The sequence below is a fragment of the Desulfotomaculum defluvii genome (assembly GCF_054657375.1).
The window spans coordinates 637543-661824 of record NZ_BAAHYV010000006.1; the positions used below are offsets into that span (position 1 = coordinate 637543).

The 24282-nt window shown below is 43.2% G+C and carries 22 protein-coding genes and 1 tRNA gene; 21 read left to right on the forward strand and 2 right to left on the reverse strand.

Annotated elements, in window-relative coordinates:
* Positions 1 to 74: 74 nt before the first annotated feature.
* The 5 genes from ACYQ03_RS05790 (at position 75) to ACYQ03_RS05810 (ending at position 7495) form a co-directional block, all read left to right on the forward strand.
* On the forward strand, positions 75 to 980 hold the full coding sequence (locus ACYQ03_RS05790) for a GHMP family kinase ATP-binding protein (protein WP_459908306.1): 906 nt from the start codon (positions 75 to 77) through the stop codon (positions 978 to 980).
* Between the two features lie 201 nt (positions 981 to 1181).
* On the forward strand, positions 1182 to 2411 hold the full coding sequence (locus ACYQ03_RS05795) for a GGDEF domain-containing protein (protein ID WP_459908308.1): 1230 nt from the start codon (positions 1182 to 1184) through the stop codon (positions 2409 to 2411).
* Between the two features lie 140 nt (positions 2412 to 2551).
* The gene (locus ACYQ03_RS05800) at positions 2552 to 4990 is read left to right on the forward strand and encodes a DEAD/DEAH box helicase (protein WP_459908309.1); all 2439 of its coding nucleotides are present in this window, start codon (positions 2552 to 2554) and stop codon (positions 4988 to 4990) included.
* Entirely contained in the window at positions 4950 to 6506 is a 1557-nt protein-coding gene (locus tag ACYQ03_RS05805; protein WP_459908311.1) for a helicase-related protein, read from the forward strand. Before ACYQ03_RS05800 ends, ACYQ03_RS05805 begins: the two co-directional genes overlap by 41 nt.
* A gap of 272 nt (positions 6507 to 6778) precedes the next feature.
* On the forward strand, positions 6779 to 7495 hold the full coding sequence (locus ACYQ03_RS05810; protein WP_459908312.1) for a CAP domain-containing protein: 717 nt from the start codon (positions 6779 to 6781) through the stop codon (positions 7493 to 7495).
* Between the two features lie 220 nt (positions 7496 to 7715).
* Here the strand turns inward: ACYQ03_RS05810 and ACYQ03_RS05815 are convergent, their stop codons facing one another.
* Positions 7716 to 8057, reverse strand: coding sequence for a hypothetical protein (locus ACYQ03_RS05815; protein WP_459908314.1), 342 nt, complete (start codon positions 8055 to 8057; stop codon positions 7716 to 7718).
* A 182-nt stretch (positions 8058 to 8239) separates the two neighbouring features.
* On the opposite strand from ACYQ03_RS05815, the gene ACYQ03_RS05820 reads away from it, so the two are divergent.
* From ACYQ03_RS05820 to ACYQ03_RS05830, 3 genes are all read left to right on the forward strand, one after another.
* Positions 8240 to 8629 (forward strand): hypothetical protein, encoded by a 390-nt coding sequence (locus ACYQ03_RS05820; RefSeq protein ID WP_459908316.1) that lies wholly within the window; start codon positions 8240 to 8242, stop codon positions 8627 to 8629.
* A 29-nt stretch (positions 8630 to 8658) separates the two neighbouring features.
* Complete coding sequence (locus ACYQ03_RS05825) at positions 8659 to 8865, forward strand: hypothetical protein (protein ID WP_459908318.1); 207 nt, start codon at positions 8659 to 8661, stop codon at positions 8863 to 8865.
* Positions 8866 to 9046: 181 nt separating this feature from the next.
* The gene (locus ACYQ03_RS05830; RefSeq protein WP_459908319.1) at positions 9047 to 9997 is read left to right on the forward strand and encodes a quinate 5-dehydrogenase; all 951 of its coding nucleotides are present in this window, start codon (positions 9047 to 9049) and stop codon (positions 9995 to 9997) included.
* 71 nt (positions 9998 to 10068) lie between these two features.
* Here the strand turns inward: ACYQ03_RS05830 and ACYQ03_RS05835 are convergent, their stop codons facing one another.
* A complete protein-coding gene (locus ACYQ03_RS05835; protein ID WP_459908321.1) occupies positions 10069 to 11016 on the reverse strand; it encodes a L,D-transpeptidase family protein in 948 nt (315 codons plus the stop codon).
* A 243-nt stretch (positions 11017 to 11259) separates the two neighbouring features.
* Between ACYQ03_RS05835 and ACYQ03_RS05840 the strand changes: the two genes are divergently transcribed.
* The 13 genes from ACYQ03_RS05840 (at position 11260) to ACYQ03_RS05900 (ending at position 23899) form a co-directional block, all read left to right on the forward strand.
* The gene (locus ACYQ03_RS05840; protein WP_459908322.1) at positions 11260 to 13140 is read left to right on the forward strand and encodes an N-acetylmuramoyl-L-alanine amidase; all 1881 of its coding nucleotides are present in this window, start codon (positions 11260 to 11262) and stop codon (positions 13138 to 13140) included.
* Positions 13141 to 13310: 170 nt separating this feature from the next.
* On the forward strand, positions 13311 to 13745 hold the full coding sequence (gene glmS, locus ACYQ03_RS05845; protein ID WP_459908324.1) for a methylaspartate mutase subunit S: 435 nt from the start codon (positions 13311 to 13313) through the stop codon (positions 13743 to 13745).
* Between the two features lie 11 nt (positions 13746 to 13756).
* Complete coding sequence (gene glmL, locus ACYQ03_RS05850; RefSeq protein WP_459908326.1) at positions 13757 to 15151, forward strand: methylaspartate mutase accessory protein GlmL; 1395 nt, start codon at positions 13757 to 13759, stop codon at positions 15149 to 15151.
* Positions 15152 to 15343: 192 nt separating this feature from the next.
* Positions 15344 to 16795 carry a methylaspartate mutase subunit E gene (locus tag ACYQ03_RS05855; protein WP_459908327.1) on the forward strand — a complete coding sequence of 484 codons (1452 nt, stop codon included), beginning with the start codon at positions 15344 to 15346 and terminating at the stop codon, positions 16793 to 16795.
* A gap of 31 nt (positions 16796 to 16826) precedes the next feature.
* On the forward strand, positions 16827 to 18074 hold the full coding sequence (locus ACYQ03_RS05860) for a methylaspartate ammonia-lyase (protein ID WP_459908328.1): 1248 nt from the start codon (positions 16827 to 16829) through the stop codon (positions 18072 to 18074).
* A gap of 2 nt (positions 18075 to 18076) precedes the next feature.
* On the forward strand, positions 18077 to 19054 hold the full coding sequence (locus ACYQ03_RS05865; protein ID WP_459908330.1) for a 2-hydroxyacyl-CoA dehydratase family protein: 978 nt from the start codon (positions 18077 to 18079) through the stop codon (positions 19052 to 19054).
* Between the two features lie 4 nt (positions 19055 to 19058).
* The gene (locus tag ACYQ03_RS05870; RefSeq protein WP_459908332.1) at positions 19059 to 19817 is read left to right on the forward strand and encodes an acyl-CoA dehydratase activase; all 759 of its coding nucleotides are present in this window, start codon (positions 19059 to 19061) and stop codon (positions 19815 to 19817) included.
* A gap of 275 nt (positions 19818 to 20092) precedes the next feature.
* Positions 20093 to 20839, forward strand: a complete 747-nt coding sequence (locus ACYQ03_RS05875) for an MBL fold metallo-hydrolase (protein ID WP_459908334.1) — start codon at positions 20093 to 20095, stop codon at positions 20837 to 20839.
* Between the two features lie 13 nt (positions 20840 to 20852).
* Positions 20853 to 21824, forward strand: a complete 972-nt coding sequence (locus ACYQ03_RS05880) for an alanine-tRNA synthetase second additional domain-containing protein (RefSeq protein ID WP_459908336.1) — start codon at positions 20853 to 20855, stop codon at positions 21822 to 21824.
* Between the two features lie 12 nt (positions 21825 to 21836).
* Positions 21837 to 22574 carry a ribonuclease PH gene (rph, locus tag ACYQ03_RS05885; protein WP_459908337.1) on the forward strand — a complete coding sequence of 246 codons (738 nt, stop codon included), beginning with the start codon at positions 21837 to 21839 and terminating at the stop codon, positions 22572 to 22574.
* 9 nt (positions 22575 to 22583) lie between these two features.
* Positions 22584 to 23189 carry an XTP/dITP diphosphatase gene (locus ACYQ03_RS05890; RefSeq protein WP_459908338.1) on the forward strand — a complete coding sequence of 202 codons (606 nt, stop codon included), beginning with the start codon at positions 22584 to 22586 and terminating at the stop codon, positions 23187 to 23189.
* Between the two features lie 3 nt (positions 23190 to 23192).
* Positions 23193 to 23681 (forward strand): metallophosphoesterase, encoded by a 489-nt coding sequence (locus ACYQ03_RS05895; protein WP_459908340.1) that lies wholly within the window; start codon positions 23193 to 23195, stop codon positions 23679 to 23681.
* Positions 23682 to 23825: 144 nt separating this feature from the next.
* Positions 23826 to 23899: transfer RNA gene (locus ACYQ03_RS05900), tRNA-Gly, on the forward strand.
* Positions 23900 to 24282 lie beyond the last annotated feature (383 nt).

The following is a 24282-nucleotide window of genomic DNA, read 5'->3' on the forward strand; positions in this document are numbered from 1 at the left end:
CCCGGAATAAAAAGTTGACATAATTAGGTGGCATGACAGGTGGCACCTACGGAGCTTTAGGGAGATGATTGAACGTGGGTGGTAATGTTTATCCCAACAAGTTGGAAAGCAAAAATTCTATGGTTTTTCGCGGGTCAGCTGCTGCTCCAGGAACCTGTGGCGAGTTGGTACAGGGCACTATAAAAGGTGAATCTTATCTTATTACTTGTCCCATTGATCTTTGGAGTGAAGTTGTAGTTGAGCTTAGTGAAAACGGAGACTATCATGGAGAGCTGGATAAATCCTGTCGTGCATTTAAGATGACCTTAGAATACCTAGGGAAAAAGCATTCTCTGGTGTCCATCAAAAGAAATTCTTTGCTACCTGAAAGTAAAGGTATGGGGAGTAGTACAGCAGATATTGCTGCCACTTGCCTTGCTACGGCTAGGGCCTTTGGCAGTGAACTGGAACCGAGCATCATTGCTAAAATTGCCACAGCAATCGAACCTAGTGATGGACAGATGTACCCGGGAATCACCATTTTTAATCAATTAACAGGTGAAGCAAAAAAGTATTTAGGTCAAGCACCCCCACTGAAATTGGTAATTGCAGATCCTGGTGGGACCGTTGATACAATTCTCTTTCACAACCGTAATGATTTAGCCAGTAAAAACTTTCAAAAGGAACCAATGGTGAGACAGGCAGTGGAATTAGTAACCAGAGGTATATTAACAGAAGATTGGGAAATGATGGGCCGAGGGGCCAGTATCAGTGCCCAAGCAAATCAGGTGGTTATGCCTAAACCTTATTTAGCCCAGTGGAGACAATGGGCCTCGGAGATGAAAGCCCTTGGAGTATTAGTGGCCCATAACGGGACAGTAATGGGAATGATTATGCGTCCAGGTGGGGTGACAGCAGAAGAAGTGGCGGACTACATTCGGAGTAAAAAACCAGAATGGAATGTTTGGCATACCTCTATGATTAGTGGTGGATTAAAATAAAAATGTCTTCTGAACAAGACTTTTGCTAAAGTTATCTTTTAAGCTGAAGGAGAATTTTTTATACTGTAATATCTGAAATCATACAAACTCAGGGACAACCAGAGTTTGTATTTTTTTTATAAAAAGGGAAGAGGAATTAACAGTGTAGTGTTTAAATATTATGCAAATAAAAGATATATATGGTTTGAAGAAGGTGTTAAGTTGAAATTTACATCACCTCATAAAATCTTTTTAGTATCGTTTTTAGCTATGACAATTGCTATGGCCACATTGGCCTATGCGACCTACCAAGCATGCTATAATATCTTGGTCAAAGACCTAGGCTTACGGGCCCAATTTACGGCTCAGATGGCGGCTAATCTTGTGGAGGTTGATCAAAAACTTGTCCGAGATATGATGATTTTAGATATACTCAGTTCTCGTAACCATATTCAAGCCCTTGAATTTAAAAGAAAGGTCAGACCTCTGTTAAAGTATAATGATATTAAGTCTATATATGTTGAAACCAAGTTAAAGGGCAATCAAATAAGATATTTTGTCAATCCGGAGGAGGAGAAGGTATTTCGTCAGCCACCGGGTACACCAATGGAATATTTTTATGTCCTGACCAGTGATGATGAGAGTACCTATCGAAATCGAGATCGTTATGATGTTGGTGGTCCTATTAGAGATAAAGCCTATGAAGAGAAGATTCCTACCTATGGTCCTCCCAATCAAAGCAAATGGGGTAGTGTAATAACTGGTTATCAACCATTATACGATGCTCAAAATCAGTTTATCGGGTTGTTGGGAGTTGATATTGCTGGGGATTATTTTGACCAATCAATTTGGTACGTAAAAAACATTATTATGGTCAGTTTTGGTATTATTGTGATGCTAGGCGGTGTAATTCTCTATCAATGCTCTAAAACCTTGAGTAGACCCTTGTACATGGATCAATTAACTGCGTTATTTAACCGGGAATATTTAAAAATTCGTTTAGAAAGTGAAATAAGTCGGGCCCGGCGGAATAGGAAACTACTTAGCCTACTTATGTTGGATTTAGACCATTTTAAAAAGGTTAATGACATGTACGGTCACCAAAATGGTGATATGGTGTTGAAAAAAGTAGCAGAGGTAATTTTGATATCCATCAGAGAAGAAGATATTGCCTGTCGCTATGGTGGTGAAGAAATTGCCATCATATTACCAGAAACCGGGTTAACTGAGGCATCTATTGTGGCCGAAAGACTTCGCAAAACCATTGAAACGATATGCTTCTTTGTTGATGACCAGGAGCAGCCATTTCATACAACAACCAGTATTGGTGTTGCTGAATGGACAGAGGATGATACTCAGGAAAGTCTGATTAAAAAGACTGATGATGCCCTGTACCTAGCTAAGAAAAAGGGCCGGAATCAATATCAATGTTCTTGTGAATTGAAAAATTAACTCCGGAAATAAGGCCCCGGGGTTTTTTTTTATAATAGTAGTGGGTATCATAGGCATGAGAACATTGGCTAAAACCTCAGGCTATGATAAAGTTTATGTGCAGAAAAAAATGTTAACGATGATACCGGGGAGTGTTCTGAATGGTTGTAAAAGACAAGGAACAGCTTAAAACCTCTATCCTTCAAGAGCTACCCGAGGATAAACCGATACCTCTGTTGGATTTAGTGCTTAAGTTAAAGTTAAAACCCCAGCTTCTTCTCGCTGCATTGCAGTCTTTGGTGGCAAATCATCATTTAAAAGTTGCCAGACTAAGAGGCAAGGGTGAAGAAGCCGAAGCGGTGTGGGTGGCAAGAAATGAAGTACCGCAACAAGAATTAGCTACCGCAGGGGAGGGGGATTGGAGTTATAGTCCTCAATTGGTGGCCGTTCGCCAACGAAAATTAGCAGCTCTTTTGGGCGACGATACCAGGGGAAGGGTATTAAGACTATTAAGAGACGGACAACCAAGAAACTTAATGCAGATTAAACTTGAAGTTGGTGATGAAGATTTACCCTCACTCCGCAACATGGACCAGGTTGTTGAATTACCTGATGGTACATTTACCCTTAGGGATACAACATTAGGTCAAGCAGAGCTAGAAAGACGTTATCGAGAGCTAAAACTGCTTAAAGAAAAACAAAGTTTTCAGGAGAAAAAACTCAAGGATATTTTTTCCAATGGAGATGCCCTGACTAGGGAAGAACTGATAGAAGCTTTGGGAGGAGAGTTGCTACCGAAGGTAAGGTATCCTGTCATAAGATTACTCAGTGGTCATTATGCAGCGGCAGATAGTCCAGCGGCTTGGGCAGACACTGCTAATTATGTTACACGAACTGGCCCACTAACCCTAGAAGATTTCATTCGAAAGTTTCGTATCCATGGTACTCTGGTGGCTTCCCTCAGGGCTGGCCGGGAAATATCCCCCTTTATTATTTTACCAAATGAAAGAATTACCACTGCTGCAACCCCTGAGGGAGAGGCTGAATTGGCCCGTCGTGAGATAGGGAAGGGTTTAAAAGAAAAACTTCGTGGTATTTATCAGCAGCAGCCCTTCTTTACCCTAGGGCAGATTCTTGAGTTACCTGAGCAACGGGAAGTTGCCACCAATATGATCCAGGCAGACGGAGCTTATCGGATTCATATTAATGGAGTAGGTCTATGGACATCACCTTATCCCCACAATCCTAAGGTGATTGTCCAGGAATTAAAAAGAATAACTGGTGTCCATTTGGATGCCAACGAAGGTCAAGATACCCCACCTCTGACTTGGCTGGCTGCTCGATCCATGACAATGCCAGAAGCAGCAGACCGTTTGAGATTAGGTGAAGAAGATATTTTGAACCTATGTGAGTTGGAGGAACTAGGTTCTTTCCGCCTGGGTAATAATACTCGACTCTGGCGGGACGAGGTTAAGTCCATTAAATACCGTCCAGATTTACATAAAGTTGTCAAAAGAGCCACTAAGTTAACCACTTTGGAAGCGGCAGATTTACTTGATACTACACCGGAGCGGGTTCGTAGGCTGGTGCGGGAGGGTTATATTAATCCTGTGGGCGAGATTGAAGCAGAAAATGGCCGCATGGGTATTCTTGTTCGCCGGGGTGATATTCAAGCCATCAAAGAAAGATTTGCCGGTATTGAACATGAATGGTCTCTGGCGGCAAAACAACAGAAGAAAGAAGCTGCCCAGTCCACAACCATTCGTAAAGAGAAAGCACCATTGGGTAAAAAACGGCCTCGTAGGGCGGTAACACCACCCCCTCCAGCGGGACCAGTTTCTTTGGATCCATTCCAGGAACAAGCCGTTCAGGCAGCTCTGGCGGGACGCAATGTGCTGGTGGCTGCCCCCACCGGAACAGGCAAGACGGTGATTGCCGAACGTTTAATCGAAGCGGTTATGGCAAAGGGTAAATCAGCGGTTTATACATCACCTTTAAAGGCTTTGAGTAATCAAAAGTTTGTGGATTTCCGCAATGTTTTTGGTCAGGATCAGGTGGGGTTGGTTACTGGTGACATCTCAATTAATCCCTATGCACCCCTTTTGATTATGACCACAGAAATCTTTCGTAACCGTTGCTTCTCTGAACCAGAAGGCTTGTCTGATGTGGCCTGTGTGGTCTTTGACGAAATTCATTATTTAGACGATCCAGACAGAGGAACGGCTTGGGAGGAAAGTATCATTTTTGCTCCGCCCCACGTCAAGTTCCTGGGTCTATCGGCTACGGTACCAAATCTACAGGAAATTTCAGATTGGATGAGTGAAGTCCGGGGGGAATCGGTGGAGGTTGTGGTAGAAACCAACCGTGCTGTACCATTGTCCATAAATTGGCTTAATTCAGAGGGAGTAATTCTAGATGAAGATGAAGCCAGAGAATATATTGAAGAAGCAGTTCGCAAGCGGTCCCAAGAGCGCAAAGCAGAAAGGGCTGCCCGGGAGTTGGCTAGGGAGCTAGCCAGAATAGAAAATGAAGACACAGGAAATGGGAGGTGGAAGAAACGTGGAGCGAACCGAAGCAGAAAACCCTTCCATCGCCATTGAGTCAGTGCAGGATAACTTGCCTGCGTTATATTTCGTTTTTGGTCGGGCACGTACCGAAGAATTGGCATCGGAAGTTGGACGAGAATGGGACTTCTTATTCCCTGACGAAAAAAATCAAGTTTTACAAGCCATTACAGATACAGAAAAGGATCATCCTGAGATATTTCAAAGAGGACATAGGAAGGTTCTTCGTAAACTTTTACAACAAGGAATTGGCTATCATCATGCAGGGCTCTCACCAATTTTAAAAAACCTGGTGGAAAGGCTCTATGAGAATCGTCTTCTTTGGGTTTTATTCTGTACCGAAACCTTTGCTGCAGGGGTGAATTTTCCTGCAGCCACGACGTTGTTTCATTCCTGCCGTAAATGGGACGGTAAAGAATTTCGCACACTAATGAACCGCGAATTTTTTCAAATGGCGGGCCGGGCTGGACGCCGGGGTTTTGACCGGGTGGGTCATGTATACATTCGTATAGATGACAAATTTCCAGATCAGACAGGCTTCTTTGATGAAGCGGAGGTTGAATCAGTTTATGGTCGTCTAACGATCTCTCCTAATACCGTGCTTAGTTTATTAAAATGGAAAAACGACCAAGAAATCGACCAGTTCTTAACCCAAAATTTTTCCGCCTATCAAGAGAGACGATCTGAGCGAGAAATAAAAGTTCTGCTAAGTGATATTGACCGTCAGGTAGAGGAAGCAAAGGGATATTTCTGTGAATTTAGGGAAGACGCCACTTGCCCTTTGCAACGTCGTAAATTGATTCGGGAACAGAAAAGACTGAGCTCATCAAGATATAAAAATCGGCCAGGCTCCCAAGAAAGACTTTATGAAATAAAAAAAATTCTAAGCAATCAAAAAACCCAACGTTGTTTACATGAGATCTGTGTTGATGCCAGAGATCAGGTGGATGCTTTAGGGTACCAACGTGCTGGTCTGGTGGGCCAATTGAATGTCATTAAACAGCAAGCAAACAAATATATCAATGAATATCATTCTGTTAAAAGTATTTTAGAAAGTCTAGGTTATATTAAGGAGAGGGAGTTCTATCCCCGGGGCAATTTTGCCCTGGAACTGCATGTGCAGGAGATTTTAGTAACAGAATTGGCCTTTTCGGGCTTACTGGAGGATTTGCCCGCAGAGGTAGTGGCAGGTATATTGGCAGGTATTGATTATATACCAGGTCGTCGTGAATTCGTGCCTGCTCCTCCCTATGATCCGACGCCTGTCCAGGAAATTGTCGAAGAACTACTTAATGCCGGTGTACCACCTCAGTTTGCAGTTTGGTCCAACACACCCGGCTTTGTTGCTCATGCCTGGTATACCGGACAAGGATTGGATTTCCTGTTGGAGAACACTAGTCTGCAGGAAGGTGATATTGTCTCCATCATTCGAAGATTGATCGATTTACTGCGTCAAATTGATGATGCCAGCCATAGTAACCCGTCCCTCAGAGAGCGAATTCGAGAAATGCGCCGAGCTATCGACAGAGACGAAGTGGCTGTGGTTTTCTAAATCTAATAAAAAAATGCGACAGCGGGGACGGTTCTCGCTGTCGCATTTTTTTGTTTTTGCGACAGTGAGAACCGTCCCCGCTGTCGCATTCCTGTATTAGCCATCTGTCAGTTATTTAACGAATTGGACAAGATGGTTTTTCAAGTCCAGGTTATTTTGTTATTATACGGAATGAACTGGAATACAGTAATTTGTCAGGTAGCATACCTTCAAGTTACTATAATAGAGTCCACTTAATATAGTAATAATTTATAAAGCGAAAGGGGATATTCATGAAAAAGTCAATCAAATTGTTTTCTAGTATGATTTTAGGTGTAGTTGCGTTTGTTCTTGCAGTAGCAGCTCCTGGCGCTGGCTCTGCAGAAGCCTATGTAAGTTATAACAATACCCAGAGTAGTAGTCCGAACTACAAGGTCTACAACACCAGTTATCAAGGCTATAATTACAGCTATAAACAACCTACCACTAGTCAGCCCACTTACAACAAACCAAGTTATAATTACAGCCAACCTAATTACAACCAATATAATTATACAAAACCCTCGTACAATACTGGGGCTAACACAGGATCAAACACAGGATCTAATCAAACACCTGGCAGTGGTGTAGTTGCCTCCGAAGAACAAGCTATGTTAAATCTGATTAACAAAGAACGTGCTGCTGCGGGGCTAAAGCCGCTGACCATGGATGCGGCATTGACCCAAATTGCTCGGACCAAAGCCAAAGATATGGTTGACAATAACTATTTTTCCCATACTTCACCCACCTATGGTTCTCCCTTTGATATGATGAAAAATAGCGGTGTGGTTTATCACTATGCCGGCGAAAACTTAGCCGGTGCAGCAGATGTGAATACCGCACACACCAATTTAATGAATTCTCCTGGTCACAGGGCTAACATCTTAAAACCTGAATACACCAAGGTAGGAATTGGTGTTGTCAGTGGTAGTAAGTATGGCAAAATCTACGTACAAGAATTTAACGGTTAGTCATTAATTAGTTATAATACAAACAGGAAGCCACCAGTAATCATTCATGCTGGTGGCCCTTTTATTTTACATTAATAACCGCTTAACCGCCCATGACTATCAGTCACACAGTTGGTCATGGACCCTGTGCCTTGGGACATGAGCTAAAGACACTTAAGCAGAACATGCACAAAAGCCCAAGGCCCTTATCAAACTATCTTAAAGCCGGAAGGCTATTCCTCTAGATAACATTTTGTTCTTTATTCGCCAGCTTTAAGAGATATGCCGCAGCCACCATTTTAGCATTTATCACATCGGGACTTTGTGAAGGTAGGATTTTCATTTGATCATGCAAGGTACAACCTTCTTTGGCGCAGCGAAATAATTCTTCACTAATTACTTGCATGCTCTCCTGCTTTTCTGAATAACTAATGGCTGAGGACAAGACATCTTTCAGCACATTACTTTGAGTTTTTTTATCCAGATCCACTGGTACATTTACCCTTAAACCCCGGCAAATATCAATAAGAGCCACAAGTATATATTGTTCTGGTGTTGGAAACTGTGTGTTTGTATCACTCATTTTATCCACTCCCGAAATATTTTTCTTCAGTTTATCATACTTTGTCCTGAGGTGAACAGCTTAGACTGTTTTAAGTATCATTGTTTTTTGAAAAAAAATAAAGTTTTAACAATAATTTTATTTTTATTTAAATGGACAAAGGGAAGAATAAAAAGAATCAATAAAAAGGGGGTTTTTAAAATATGACATTACCCCAGGGTATGCGTTCAATCCTTGCTTATTTTCCTTCCAGTACCAAAGCAGAAGCTGCTGTGCAGGAATTGAAGCAAATGGGAATTAATGAGGTATCCCTAGACCGAATTTCTCGCTATGGGGTTAGTAATGATGCCGCAATAAATAACGGGTTAAATGCTGAGACCTTAACAGGTTTAACCATTTTTTCCGCTAATACCAGTCGCCTTGAAAATAACGATAGCAGAGTGTTAATGGGGGCTGATCCATCCAACTCCGGTATTGCTGCAGAAAATTATGGTGTTGCCGGTGGTAAAGCTTTTTTAGTCACTGTAGTGACAACTGATGAACTGGGTGACCGGGCTTTCCAAGTATTAAAGGAACACGGCGGTTCGCTCTAATCCTTCTCAATAAATGGAGGTGTTCTGAAATGGAAAGACAAGTTAAAGATCTGGTAGAAGTGATGGCACCCAAGGAGGGTTCTGCCAACAGCACCTTTACTGATGCACAATTAGCAACTTTCCAGTCAGATTATGTTGATAGTTATGATGAGACGTTGGAACTGTTGGAAAAACATGATTTTACCCTCACAAGAAGCAATAACAAGGGTAAATACAAATGGAAGAGAAGATACTAACAGCCATCAGTCGATGGCTGTTAGTATTTGAAAATGGCTATGTGGCCCTGGGTTTTTATTAGGGAAATCATTGGCAAGATTGCAAAATGCTTGGCACTGTTGGAACAAAGATAAAGTTTGTGTAAGGTTTTACCTTTATTTGGTTAAAATAATGGTAAGATATGTTTCTGGAGGGACTACATTGAAGAAGGTTGTTAGTGTTAGTTTAGGGTCTTCTAAGAGAAATCATATGGCCCAGATTGAACTTTTAGGTGAGCAGTTTGAAATTAGCAGGGTAGGAACTGATGGAAATATGGATAAAGCCATCTCCATCCTACGGGAGTTGGACGGCAAGGTGGACGCCATTGGTTTAGGTGGTATTGATGTTTATCTATACGCTGGAAAAGATCGCTACGTTTTACAGGATGGCCTACGCCTATTGGAAACAGTTAATAAAACTCCAGTTGTGGACGGTAGCGGCTTAAAGAACACCCTAGAGCGTCAAACTGTGGCATACATGAGAGAATGGGGAATAATCAGAAAAGATACAAAGGTATTATTAGTTAGCGCTATGGATCGCTTTGGTATGGCAGAGGCATTGACTGATAGTGGCTGTCAACTAACCATCGGTGACTTAATATTTGCTCTGGGTATTCCCATTCCCATTTATCGTTTGGACAAATTATATCAAATTGCTGCAAAACTAATGCCTATTATTTCAAGGCTACCATTTAAGCTGTTATATCCCACTGGCCAGAGACAGGATAAACAACAGAAGACTAATAACAAATATGGCAAATACTATGATCAGGCCCAAGTAATAGCAGGAGATTATCATTTTATCCGTAAACACCTGCCTGAGAAACTAAATGGACAAGTTATTTTAACCAATACCACTACCCGGGAAGATGTAGAAGAACTGATGGATCGGGGAGCTGGTATGTTGATAACCACCACTCCAGAAATTCAGGGACGTACCTTTGGTACCAATGTCATGGAGGCGGTATTCTTAACACTCTTAAATAAAACCTGGGAAGAAGTTACAGTGGAAGATTATGCACGTCTGCTTAAGGAATTAAACTGGCAACCCTGTGTTATCCAGTTTAGAAAAGATACCGGTGAAGGAATGCAGCAGCTTGGGGAAATTGGTTAATTTTAATAGTCCTTGCCAGCAGCCTTAAGGGTTAATAGTAAAAGAACCCGGTGTAAGTACACCGGGTTCTTTTATAATCCTAGGGATTTATACATATTACTATCTACACAATTATCCATCCGTAGATTATTTGCTTTGCGATATTTTTTAATGGCTGCTTCTAGACCGTAGCCAAAAATCCCATCTAGCTGCATTTCATAATAACCTAGTCTTTTTAATGTACGCTGCACTTCATATACATCCGCACCCCTGTCCCCGCGTACCAATTTGCGATGTCCCTGACCTGGAACACCAAAGGGACTACCGATTAAGTACACTGGTGTACCCTGAGGAATCCAGGGGTAAAGCTGCTCTACACTGGAATTGTGCATACGAATACAGCCATGGCTAGCATAGCTGCCAATGGAAAATGGTTTGTTAGTACCATGAATACCAAATTTCCCCCAGGGAACATTTAATCCCAACCAGCGGGTGCCAAAGCCAGTACCCCAATTAGTAGCCTTATGAACCACCTGCCAGTTACCCACCGGTGAAGGAGTTTTAGGTTTGCCGCAGGCAATATTAAACTGCTTAAAGGGCTTGCCATCTGATAGTACGGTAAGTTTACGGGTGGTTGTATCCACAATAATTGCAATTTTACCGGTAGGGGGTAGAATTTTTTCTGCTTTGGTCACTGGTTGCTCCAGCTTTAGAGCTAAACAATGCCAAGTATCCCAATTTACTACTCCGTCATTGTTTAAATCGTGTCCCTGCTGAAAATTACGCAGGGCATTTTGGGTTAGGGAGTCATATACACCATTTATTGGTCCTTTGTAATAGTTTAAAGACTGCAATTCTTTCTGTAGCGTTTTTACATCATCGCCACGCATCGGAGGGTTAGTAGGGATCAGTATACGGTCAATATCTTCATTAACAGGGCAAATATTTTGACTTGTTTCGCATACATTGGCAGCACACACACTGGGTTGTATGAACATGAGTGCAAGCAATAGTCCAATTGAAGTAATGATTTTAATCATAGAAACCCTCCAGACAAATATTCGTTAATCTAAATTTTTTACCTGATTTCCTACCCTTATACCTACTGTTAAATATTTAGCAATGCACAATTTTAACTAATAATTCCTTAAATTACCGTAAGTCCTGTAACAAAAATAAGAGGTTATTCGTCAAATAAATAGAAAATGATCTATGCTATATAATTTTCCATAAATAGAAAAGCCTATGGTGTTAATATGTAATTTTCCTAAAGGAAGGTAGATATGATTAGATTGAAAATAAATAGATTTTACCGCTGTGCCCTTTGGCTGGGGCTTGGTTTAACCCTGTTTTTTAATCCCCTTGGGGGAACAAAGCCAGCCGACGCGGCTCAGATGGCTATAGTTAACGTAGACAAGCTTAATTTAAGAAGCGGCCCGGGAACTAATACCGCTTTAGTAGGACAGGTCACCAAGGGAAATCAATTAACTGTTCTAGCTAAAAGTGGGGATTGGTATAAAGTACAGGCTGGGGGGAAGGAGGCCTGGGCCGCAGGGTGGTTAGTTAGTTTAAAAACTACAAGTCCTATTGACAATACTACAAACGGTAGTACTCCAACCACGGGCCAGACTAGTACAAAGATTGCTGTGGTGACAGGTGATACTCTTAATGTTCGTAGCGGTCCAGGAACAACGAACAGCATTGTAGGAACAATGAAAAAAGGGGACCGTTTAACCCTATTGGGGCAGAGTGGTGATTGGTACAAAATACAAGGTACAACTACAACTGGTTGGGTAGCCAGTTGGTTAGTTGCAATTCAGAATAAAACAGTTACCTCAAACCCTGCACCTACTTCACAAGTGGAGCCTCCTTCTACTGATAAAACTGCTAGCAGTAATCAAGTGGCGATAATCAATGCAGACAATTTGAATTTGCGTAGTGGTCCAGGAACCAGTCACAATGTAGCCGGGCAAGTAAGTAGAGGTATTAGGTTACCAGTGATCAGTCGTTCAGGTCAGTGGGTACAGGTACAGCAGAGTAATGGATCCACAGCCTGGGTGGCAGGTTGGTTGGTGTCTGTGGTGAATCAACCAGAACCAGCACAGCCGGAACCACCTCAACCGCAACCAACCCAACCCAATACCGGGGGTTATGCCTGGTTACCTAGCTTCGCGACAGTTGATAGTAGTGAAACCAAGGATGATACTGTAAAAGATAATACTGTAAAATCTGAGACAAAGGACCAGCAGCATGTACCGGGAGCAAAACTGTTAGATGTGCAGGTGGATGAAAAAGAAGACCATACCTATATCAAGATAATTAGTGATAAAAACATAAATTATAATACCTTTACATTATCCGATCCCTATCGTTACGTGGTTAATTTAAATGATGTTTCCTTGAATGGTAAGCCTTCAACTATCTCTGCCGATACAGAATTGGTGAACCAAATCAGAACTGGTTATAATGAAGATCCCTATTATTCCCGTCTGGTCCTAGACCTAAAAGAACGGGCCAAAGTAAAGGTGAGTCTGGCTGAGGATAAAAAGTCCTTAACCTTGGATATTAGTAAAATCTCTTACAGTGATGGCTTAGCTGGTAAGACTATATTCTTGGATGCCGGGCACGGTGGCAAGGACCAAGGAGCCTCTGGTCAAGGGGGCTTAAAAGAAAAGGATGTAAACCTCGATATTACCTTAAGGGTTGCTGAACTTTTAAGAAAGCAAGGTGCCAGTGTCATTTTTAGCCGTGCCGATGATCAATATGTGGATCTTTACGAAAGAACCCGCTTGGCCAATGAGCAAAGTGCCGATATTTTTGTTAGTATCCACAGTAATGCCAACACCAACCGAGCCGTTGGTGGAACTTCTACATATTATTATGCACCTAATACCATACCCAGTCTGTATGAACAAAAGGACGATCGTAATCGATTGGCACAGGATATTCAAAGTGAGTTGGTGGAAGCCTTGGGTAGACGTAATATTGGTGTTTTACAGTCAAACTTTGCGGTACTGCGTACCAGCATGATGCCAAGTATTCTGATTGAAACTGCCTTCGTATCCAATCCGGAGGAAGAAGTTTTGTTGGGTGCCGTAGAATTTAGGGATAAAGCTGCAAATGCTATCGTAAAGGGTATCACTGCATATTTCTATGGAGAATAAAAGCAAAAAAGGAACTCAGTTGCAATCACTGAGTTCCTTTTTTGCTTTTAGCATGCATAAAAAATTAGTAGAAATTAATCCTTAAAATAGGAGGAAGAATTTCTAATATGGGAGAAACTATGAAAAATCTGTATATATTATCGTACTGTTAATTTAGGGGGTCTGCAGTTTTGGTTGAGGAGAAAAAACAATTAACTTTAATTCTAGGCGTAATTGGGGCAGACGTACACGCAGTAGGAAATCGAATTCTTGAATACGCTTTCACGGAAGCTGGTTTTAAAGTAGTGAATATTGGTGTCATGGCGTCCCAGGAAGAATTCATCAATGCTGCAGTGGAAACCAATGCGGATGCAATTCTAGTTTCTTCGCTCTATGGCCACGGCGAAATTGACTGCCGGGGTCTCAGGGAGAAAACCATAGAAGCAGGTATCGGCAACATCAGACTATATGTAGGAGGCAACCTGGTGGTTGGCAAACAAGATTGGCAAGAAGTGGAGAAGAAATTCCTCGGCATGGGTTTTGACCGAGCCTATCCCCCAGGAACCATGCCCCAGGAAGCCATTGATGATTTAGTAAAGGATTTTGGCTTGAACCAAAAATGTTAAGGGGGTACGGTATGGAGCTGGCCCTATTAATTGACTTTGGAAGTACCTATACAAAGGTTACGGCAGTAAATGTAGAGACAGCCGAGGTTATGGCCACAGCCAAAGGACTAACCACTGTGGAGACCAACATTCTAGAGGGTCTCAATATAGCCCTTGAGGAAATAAAACCTTATTTTGCAGGTGAATTGCCCGAATTTCAGTATCGTTTAGCCTGTAGCAGTGCCGCTGGTGGATTACGTATGGTGGCCATTGGGCTGGTCAAGGAACTGACGGTGGAGGCCGCAAGACAGGCGGCCTTGGGTGCAGGTGCAAGGATATTGGGGGTCTACGCCCATCAATTAACTATGAATGAGATTGAACAAATAGATAGTCATCGTCCGGATATTATCCTATTAGCTGGTGGTACCGATGGAGGTAACAAGGAAACAATTCTTCATAATGCCAATATGCTAGCCAAAGCCCATAGTGTTGCTACCATCGTTGTGGCCGGCAATAAATCTGCTGCAGAAGAAGTACGGGAGGTTTTATTGGCAGCCGGTAAGGATGTTAGAATAACAGCCAATGTTTTGCCAGAATTAAATAAACTAAATGTAGAACCAGCCCGTGAAGCCATTAGGGCCACTTTTTTAGAAAAAATTGTTGAAGCAAAGGGTCTACGTAAGGCTGAAAGCTATATTCAGGGAGTTCTAATGCCCACACCAGCTGCGGTTTTGAACGCTGCAAAATTATTGGCCACCGGAACTGAAGACGAAGCTGGCTTGGGAGAATTACTGATCGTTGATATTGGTGGCGCCACCACAGACATTCACTCGGTGGCTGATGGGCATCCCACCCGTTCTGGGGTTACCTATAAAGGTTTACCAGAACCTTTTACTAAGCGAACTGTAGAAGGAGATTTAGGTATGCGGGTCAGTGCCAGTTCACTCCTGGAATCTGTAGGGGCTCGTCGACTGGCTGCTGCAGCGGGCCTGTCCGAAAATGAAGTAGTAGACTATATCCAGCAAGTCCATGACCGTGTAGAGCTGTTACCGGACAATGAAGAACAATGGAAAATTGATACCGCAATGGCCAGGTTGGCCACAGATCTGGCCATGGCAAGGCATGCCGGGATGCTGGAACAGGCCTGGACACCAATGGGGGCAATGTATATCCAACATGGTAAGGATTTGACAGAGATACCCTATTTGATTGGCACAGGTGGAGTCATCGTACAGCACCCCAACCCCAGAGAGATCTTGGAGGGTGCCCTTTACAAGGAGGCTGAACCAACAATTCTTAGACCGAAGAAGCCAAAGTTAATGTTGGATAAAGAATACATCTTGGCCGCCGTGGGTCTTCTGGCCGAAGTAAAACCCACCCCAGCCCTAAGATTGGCCAAGAAGTATATGGCTGAGCTTAAGGGATAGGTCTTTTGGGTCTAGCTATTAGCTGTTAGCCATTAGTTAAAGGCAATAGTCAAAAACCTAAGTTAAATTCCCAAGTCCCAAGTCTGAAAACCTTGCTATAAATAGTATTTTAGAAAACATACGCTAGAGTCAAAAAGCTAAAAGCTAAAAGCTAAAAGCTAAAGGCTAAAGGCTAAAAGGAGTGTGAGATTCTTGCAAATAACCAATAAGAAGTTGGATTGGGATAAATTCTTGGAAATTCGTAAGGAAGTACTGAACAGTTGGCCCACAGGGCAAGAGGTTGACTTAGAAGAGGCCATTGCCTATCAATCCCAAATTCCCGCCAGCCGCCGTTTTGCGGAGAAATTGGCAGCAGCTAAAAAAGAAGGCATTACCTTAGCCCAGCCCAGGGCTGGCGTTGCATTGGTGAATGAGCATATTGAGCTTTTACGCTATCTTGAAACAGAAGGGGAAGCTGACTTACTACCTACTACCATTGATAGTTATACCAGGCAGAATCGCTATAACGAGGCCCAGGCTGGTATCGATGAAAGCCGTTCGGTAGGACGTTCAATGTTAAATGGTTTTCCGGCTGTCAACCATGGAGTACTGGCCTGTCGCCAAGTTGTCGAAGCGTTAAATTCTCCGGTACAGGTTCGACACGGCACTCCCGACGCTCGATTACTAACAGAGATTTCTTTGGCAGGAGGTTTTACAGCCTATGAAGGAGGCGGTATCTCCTACAATATTCCTTATGCTAAGGAAGTTCCGCTGGAGCGTTCAATTCGGGATTGGCAGTATGCTGATAGATTGGTGGGATATTATGAAGAGAGAGGAATATCCATCAATCGTGAGCCCTTTGGTCCCCTAACTGGCACGTTGGTACCACCTAGTATTTCCCACAGTGTTGCCATTATAGAAGCACTACTGGCTGCGGAACAGGGTGTGAAGAGTTTAACCCTTGGCTATGGTCAGTGCGGTAACTTGATCCAGGATGTGGCAGCCATCCGCTCTTTGGAGGAATTGGCTGATGAATATCTCTCTCGGTTTGGTTATCAAGATACAGTCATTACAACGGTTTTCCACCAATGGATGGGTGGTTTCCCTCAGGATGAAAGCAAAGCCTTTGGGGTAATTAGTTGGGGTGCGGCCACCGCTGCCTTGGCCAAGGCTACTAAAGTCATCGTTAAAACACCCCATGAAGCAATGGGCATTCCCACTAAAGAAGCAAATGCTTCGGGTATTAAAGCCACCAAGCAGGTTTTAAATATGTTAAAGGATCAGCCCTTAATGGACTCTCAGGACCTTAATAATGAAAAGGAACTAATTAAAGCTGAGACAAGGGCTATTTTAGAGAAACTCTTAGATTTTGGCCAGGGAGATATTGCTGTGGGTACAGTACGGGGTTTCCAAGCAGAACTGATCGATGTGCCCTTTGCTCCCAGTCGGTTCAATGCGGGTAAGCTGTTGCCGGCAAGGGATAGCTTTGGTGCGGTGCGCTTGCTGGACTTTGGTAACTTACCCTTTGATGAAGCTATCAAGGATATGCACCGGGGAAAAATTGCTACCAGAGGGAAGCTCGAGGGTAGGGAACCCAGCTTCCAAATGGTCATTGACGATATCTATGCCATTGGTAAGGGTATGCTAGTGGGTAAGGCGAGGTAAGACAGCAAAACTAATACGGAGGAAAGAAACTATGAAAATAACCAAAGCAGTTGCTTCGTCGGGCTTAACTGGTTTTTACTTTGATGATCAAAAGGCCATCAAGATGGGACGAGATCACGATGGTTTTGCCTACTTAGGTGAGCCTGTTACTCCTGGTTTTTCAAAGGTTCGCCAGCGAGGAGAGGCCATTTCAGTGATGTTGCTTTTAGAAAATGGCGCAGTTGCCTATGGTGATTGTGCTGCTGTACAATATTCTGGGGCTGGTGGAAGAGATCCTTTATTTTTAGCCAGTGACTTTATACCTGTACTGGAGCAGGAAATCTTCCCTAGACTGATTGGACGAGATGTTACAGGCTTTCGGATATTGGCAGAGGAGTTTGATCAGCTAACGCGTACCGATGGTAGCCGCTATCATACTGCCCTTCGTTATGGAATAACCCAGGCATTATTGGATGCCGCTGCCAAGGTAGCCCAATGCACAATGGCTGAGGTAGTGGCCAGGGAATACAATTGCAAGTTGAACGGGACTAGCATACCAATTTTTTGCCAAACTGGTGATGAACGGTATGACAATGCAGACAAAATTATTATTAAAAGAGCGGCAGTTCTGCCCCATGGTTTAATCAATAACGTAGAAGAAAAACTTGGTCGCAATGGCGAGAAATTGTTAGCTTATGTCGAATGGCTAAGGGAACGTGCCCACAAGTTGGCAGGGGAGGACTATAATCCTATTTTACATATCGATGTTTATGGTACCATTGGACAGGCTTTTCAGGAAAATCCCGACCGCATGGCGGACTACTTAGCACAGTTGGAGTTAGCTGCTTCTCCCTTGAAACTGCGCATCGAGGGGCCAATGGATCGTGGCAGTAAGCCTGTGCAAATCCAAGCACTGGCAGAGTTACGACAGATATTAGAGCAGAGGCAGATTAATGTAGAAATTGTGGCTGATGAATGGTGCAATACCCTGGAAGACATCCAGGAGTTTGTGGATGCCAAGGCAGGACATATGGTGCAGATCAAAACACCGGACCTAGGTGGCATTAATAATACCATTGAGGCCATATTATATGCCAAGGAGCGGGGTATTGGAGCTTACCTGGGAGGTACTTGTAATGAGACCGACCGTTCAGCACAGGTTTGTGTCCATATTGGCATAGCTACTCAACCGGATCAAATGCTAGCCAAGCCGGGAATGGGTGTAGATGAAGGTTTGATGATCGTCTACAATGAGATGAGCCGTTCCCTTGCCCTGCTCAGGGCTAAGGGGGTTATTTAGTAGTGCGGAAGGTAGGTATGACCACCACCATTCCAGCTGAGGTGGTTTATGCCGCCGGTTTAATACCGGTGGATCTTAATAATATATTTGTTACCCATGAAAATCCACAGTCATTGGTGGAAGAGGCAGAGGTGGCAGGTTACCCCCGTAACCTTTGTGCCTGGATTAAAGGTCTTTATTCTACCACCATGCAGAATGAAGATATTCAAACGATTATAGCCGTAACCCAGGGAGATTGCAGTAATACCCACGCCCTAATGGAAACCCTTGAAATGGCTGGGGTAAACGTAATCCCCTTTGCTTTTCCCTTTGATCGTGATTATGACTTGTTGAAGATGCAAATTGAGAAACTAATGGCAGCCTTGGGCACCACCTGGGAAAAGGTTTATCAAGCTAAGAAGAGAATGGATGCCGTTCGAAGCAAGGTTCATGAACTAGATCGATTAACCTGGCAGGGAGATCGGGTTCGGGGCTGGGAAAACCATTTGTTCCAAGTTTGTTGTAGTGATTTGGAAGGAGATCCAGAGGATTTTGGCCACCGGGTGGATCAGTTTCTATCAGAGTTGCCTGCCAAAGATCCTATCAATGCTAAGGTAAGACTGGCCTATATTGGGGTACCTCCCATTATGGATGATTTGTATGACTACGTGGAAGAGCGGGGAGCCAGAGTGGTATTCAACGAGGTGCAGAGGCAGTTTTCTATGCCCTTTGCCATCGATGATATTGTAGAGCAATACAGGCTTTACAGTTACCCCTATGGAATTTTCTATCGGTTAGAGGATATTAGTAGGGAATTGGAAAAAAGACAGGTAGATGGGGTTATTCACTATGCCCAGAGTTTTTGCTATCGACAGATCGAAGACTTAATCGTTAGGAAGAAGTTGAAATACCCCATCCTAACACTGGAAGGGGATAAACCTAATAAATTGGATGCTCGCACTCGTATGCGGCTAGATGCCTTCTTGGATATGCTGAGGTGATAACTTGATTTGTGGTATTGATTTAGGAAGTCGAAATGTGAAAGTAGCCCTCCAGGAAGAGGATGGAAACTTTAATTTTTATAGATTTGATACAGTGTCTTTTTATCGGGAACATGGCAAAAGCGTGGATGGAGAATTACAGGTAAACTTTGAGGCCCTGGGCTTAGGGATACCAGAGCAAATTGTGGCCACCGGCTATGGCCGACAGACCATTAACCTAAAGGGTGCAGAAATAGTTCCAGAGATAAAAGCCCATGTGCTGGGTGCTATTCACCAAACCGGACTTCAGGAATTTACCCTGCTTGATCTAGGAGGTCAAGATAGTAAGGTGGTTCTCGTTTCCCGGGGCAAGATGATGGATTTTCAAACTAACGATAAATGTGCTGCCAGTACCGGCCGTTATCTGGAAAACATGGCAGCAGTGCTGGATATCAAGATGGAGGAGCTAGCCAACTATTCCGAGAACCCGGTGAATTTAAATTCAACCTGTGCTATTTTCGGCGAAACCGAGTTAATCGGTAAGGTGGTGGAGGGGCATCCCATTGCTCACCTAGGAGCAGGGGTTAATTACACCATTTTCAAAAGAATTAAACCTATGCTAACAAAGCTCCTGACTGACACCATAGTTTTCACCGGTGGGGTTGCCCATAACCAAGCACTGGTTAAGATACTGGAGAGAGAAATGAAAGTACCGGTTATAGTACCCAAGCACCCCCAGTACAACGGAGCCATTGGGTGTATAGCCTTTGCTATTAGTCGTTAGCCGTTAGCTTTTAGCTGTTAGCCAATAGGTTTTTGGTTTCCTTTGGTAACAGTTCTATTTGCTGGCCTTGGGCCATGAGCCATGGGAGTCAAGGGCCTAAGCACTAGCCATACATGTACTACCCTTAAGGTATTACCACAACACTAAAGGCGCAAAAAGCTAATAGCAAATGGCTCACGGCCCAAGGCCCATGGCCAGCTAAGGAACAGCGAACAAGCCTTTCGACAAAGACTAAGAAAACGACTATATGTTAAAACTGCGAGGTGTCACCAAATTTGAAACTTACCGTTCTAGGCTGTTGGGCGCCTTACCCTCGGGTCAGTGGTGCCTGCTCAGGCTATTTATTACAGGATATGGGGCGAAATTTGCTTATTGATGCAGGTAATGGAGTACTTAGTAAAATGCTGCAGCATATTAACATCGAAGAACTCGATGGTGTGCTTCTGAGCCACCTACACCCGGATCATATTATGGATATCTACTGCCTGAGACATGCCATCGAGTCGGCCAACCGGGAGGGGCGTATAAATCGGACAGTACCCTTATACATGCCTACAGGTCCGACGGAGGATTTTACAAGAATAAAAGGTTTTACCAAGGCCTTTGAAGTTCAGATCATCGATGAAATACCTGAACCCAAAAAAATAACCCTTGCAGGTTTAAAGATAAACTTCGTAGCGGGTAAACATAACTTGCCAGTCTACAGTATATCCTTTGAAGGAAGTAAGAAACTTGTTTACTCAGGGGATACTGCCTATAATGAAGATTTAATTAAACTAACAACCGAAGCGGACCTTCTTCTCTGTGAGGCCAGTGGCTTAGATAAAGATACTGATTATTTAAAAGAGAACCACCTGACAGCACGTCAGGCCGGGCAACTGGCTGCTGCAGCCGGTGCCAAGCGATTAATGATTACCCACTTTTACCCCGAATATGTTCTCTCCGAACTACAAAGACAGGCGGAGGAGGGTTTCGGACAGATCACGGAGCTGGCCAGGGAAGGAGCAACCATAGAGATTTAAAGGGGGGGGAACATTGCCAGTATCCATTATTCATGAGTACTTAATGCATGCGGTCTATTTTGCACCCAGGGGACGCTACCGCTTGCTGGCTTTGGGCGGCAGTTTAGCTCACCGCTACCTCAGCCCAGGGGATCACTTGATTGGTTTTGTGGGTGATGCCGGAGCAGGCAAGTCCTTACTTATTAGAGGGATGTTTCCAGGGCTGGAGTTGACCAATGATGATGATGGAATCAATGTACGCCCATTGCCACTTCTGGATGATTTTGAAAGAAAACATTTTCGTAATCGAACCTACCATTTGGATGTACGGTTTGAAATGGCCTTTACTCAGCCTTGGACCATCGTGGAAGCGATAAAAGAAGCCATCAAAAATGAGCGTAGGGTTATTATAGAACATTTTGATTTAATATATCCGATGCTGAAAAGAAATGCCCAAATACTGATTGGCATAGGTGAAGAAGTAATTGTAACTAGACCAAATATCTTTGGACCCGAACCCCAGGAAATCGTAGATATTGTCTATGAATCATTAATTTATCGAAAAATGGCCCACACTGCCGAGGATATAACAGGGTTGGTATTGGAGCATGAATTTGGTATTAAAAGTCCAAAGGTTCACAACGACATAAAGCATGGGTTTATCTTGGAATTTGATGAGATTCCCCCAATAGATCTAGATCTACTGGAAATGAGAGTAAAAGAAATTATTGATAAGGATTTCTGTATTTACTATCATGATGAGACAAATATTAAGGTGGGGGAAAATCTCATATTTCCTTGCACGGGTCCTCGGCTGCATGTAAAGAGAACAAGTGAGATTATTAACTTCCGACTGGTTAAAGAATTCTTCTGGGATCCCATTGATGAACTATACGATTTGGTGGGTTTAGTAGGTCCTGTGGACGAAGGGAATAGCCCTGCTACACCACCGGACCAATTCCATCTTATCCGAAGGGCTCGTAGTCGTTCTAAAGCAATTATATAAGGAGGCAAAAAATTGGATAGAGTTGATGGAAGAAAACATAATCAAATACGACCGGTGAATATGCAACCCAATTATAACAAATATGCCGAAGGCTCTGTTTTAATCGAAGTAGGAGATACTCGAGTTATTTGTACCGCCACGGTGGAAGAAAGGGTCCCGCCATTTTTAAAGGGGCAGGGTAAGGGCTGGGTAACTGCCGAATATTCCATGATTCCCCGGGCCACAGGTACCCGTACCATTAGGGAGGCAGCCAGGGGGAAATTGGGTGGTAGGACCATGGAAATACAGCGACTAATTGGCCGTGCCCTTCGCTCGGTGGTGGATTTGGAAGCTTTAGGAGAGCGAACCCTTACCCTGGATTGTGATGTTATTCAGGCCGATGGGGGTACCCGTACAGCATCTATTACCGGGGCCTATGTGGCTATGATTTTTGCCTTGAACAAATTAGTGGAACAGGGTATGCTAAAGAATATACCTGTGCAAGATTTTATTGCTGCCACCAGTGTAGGAATAGTTAATGGTATTCCTGTGATAGATTTGTGCTACGCAGAGGACTCCGCAGCAGAAGTGGATATGAATATAGTCATGACTGGTGCAGGTCGTTTTGTTGAAATTCAAGGTACTGGCGAGGAAGCTACCTTTTCCAGAGAAGAAATGAACCAACTGTTGGATTTAGCTACCGCTGGTATCCAAAGATTAAATGATATTCAGCGACAAGTACTGGGTGATATCGCTGCCAAGATAGGGTAGGTGTCGTTTTTGAAGCTAGTCTTAGCAACTAATAATCAAGGAAAAGTAAAAGAACTGGATGAAATGTTAAAGCCCCTTGGCTTTCAAGTAATACCTATTGGGGAATACCCTGGCTTTAGTGAGGTAGAGGAAGATGGCGAGACCTTTACCGACAACGCTGTGAAAAAGGCTCGAGCTGCTGCTGCATTCACAGGGGAATTATCCCTGGCAGATGATTCCGGTTTAGAGGTGGATGCGTTGGACGGTGCACCTGGGGTACACTCGGCTCGCTTTGCCGGCGAACCTAAGAACGATGCTGCTAACAACGACAAGTTATTACTACTACTACGGGATGTTCCTCAGGAGAAACGGACGGCTAGGTTTCGATGTGTCATTGCCATTGCCCAACCGGATGGCACAATCCACACAACAGATGGTACCTGCGAAGGGTTGATCTTAGGGGAATTAAAGGGTGTGGGTGGTTTTGGCTACGATCCACTGTTTTATGTACCAGAACACAAACAAACCTTTGCAGAATTGGATTTGGAAAATAAGAACTCCATTAGTCACCGAGGGAAAGCATTAAAAAAGGCAATGGAGCTACTGTACCGCCTTTATACTAATCAGGAGGGCTAAGATTTGCGTATTTTGGTTGTATCGGACACCCATGGGCAGTTGGATGCCATTTATCATATTAGTAAACATTTGGGTGAGGTAGATCTTATTCTCCACGCCGGCGATTACTATCGCGATTGTGATAAGCTGGCCTATACCCTGAAGGTGCCTGCCAGGGGTGTCCGGGGGAACTGCGATTATGCAGGTGATGGACCCTTGGAGGATATCCTTAATATAAATGGCCTAAAAATTTTTATCACCCACGGTCACCGCCATGGTGTAAAGTATGGGACCCAGTCAATTATTGAAAGGGCAAAGGAACTGGGGGCAAAGGTGGCTATTTACGGGCACACTCACGTTTCTGACTTTCGAGTGGTGGACAATATTATTGTCATGAATCCAGGCAGTCCGGTACAGCCAAGGGGCAGAAACAGGCCCTCTGTGGGACTCATAGACGTACAGGATGAAGACATTGATATAGAAATTTTCTTTATTGATTACTTTTATCCATAGAAAACAAATAACTCCAGGCTGTAATTTGGGCCTGGAGTTAAAAATGTTAGAAAATAAAAACTTTACTTTAAATGTTGACAAAAAGTTAAGATTTGATATAATAATATTCGTTCCAATGAAATGAAATAATGTACAATAAGCAATGCGGGTGTAGCTCAATGGTAGAGCGTCGGCCTTCCAAGCCGATTACGAGGGTTCGATTCCCTTCACCCGCTCCATTTATTTTATAAGAAATATAGCCGTAATTGTAAATGGAACCATAATTTGTCCGCTTTGGACATCTTATGGTTCCATTTTTATTTGGACAAGTTATGGTTCAAAAAATTTGGGGTAAATTGGTTGGCTTAGAAAAGGTCCAAATTTATTAGCTTAAAATAATTTATTAGCTAAAAACTATATAAATATCTTTAAGATACCTTTTAAAGTTAGGCCTGGGAACCTGTGTAATTTTGTGACTGTGTAGTAAAGTCGAATAAAATTATTGAGATGTTGTCGGTTTGAATAAAAGAGATGTAGATCTCATAACAAATGACAGTAGTTTACCAAATAAACCCTAATTAGTGCCCAAACCTTTACGATAAAATAGAGGTTGGGGCATTTT

What these genes read in the sequence shown, in the direction of transcription:
- ACYQ03_RS05800 (WP_459908309.1), top strand. Translation starts at nt 2,552, where the DNA reads ATGGTTGTAAAAGACAAGGAACAGCTTAAAACCTCTATCCTTCAAGAG.
- ACYQ03_RS05810 (WP_459908312.1), top strand. Translation starts at nt 6,779, where the DNA reads ATGAAAAAGTCAATCAAATTGTTTTCTAGTATGATTTTAGGTGTAGTT.
- ACYQ03_RS05815 (WP_459908314.1), bottom strand. Translation starts at nt 8,057, where the DNA reads ATGAGTGATACAAACACACAGTTTCCAACACCAGAACAATATATACTT.
- ACYQ03_RS05820 (WP_459908316.1), top strand. Translation starts at nt 8,240, where the DNA reads ATGACATTACCCCAGGGTATGCGTTCAATCCTTGCTTATTTTCCTTCC.
- ACYQ03_RS05825 (WP_459908318.1), top strand. Translation starts at nt 8,659, where the DNA reads ATGGAAAGACAAGTTAAAGATCTGGTAGAAGTGATGGCACCCAAGGAG.
- ACYQ03_RS05835 (WP_459908321.1), bottom strand. Translation starts at nt 11,016, where the DNA reads ATGATTAAAATCATTACTTCAATTGGACTATTGCTTGCACTCATGTTC.
- ACYQ03_RS05840 (WP_459908322.1), top strand. Translation starts at nt 11,260, where the DNA reads ATGATTAGATTGAAAATAAATAGATTTTACCGCTGTGCCCTTTGGCTG.
- glmL (WP_459908326.1), top strand. Translation starts at nt 13,757, where the DNA reads ATGGAGCTGGCCCTATTAATTGACTTTGGAAGTACCTATACAAAGGTT.
- ACYQ03_RS05860 (WP_459908328.1), top strand. Translation starts at nt 16,827, where the DNA reads ATGAAAATAACCAAAGCAGTTGCTTCGTCGGGCTTAACTGGTTTTTAC.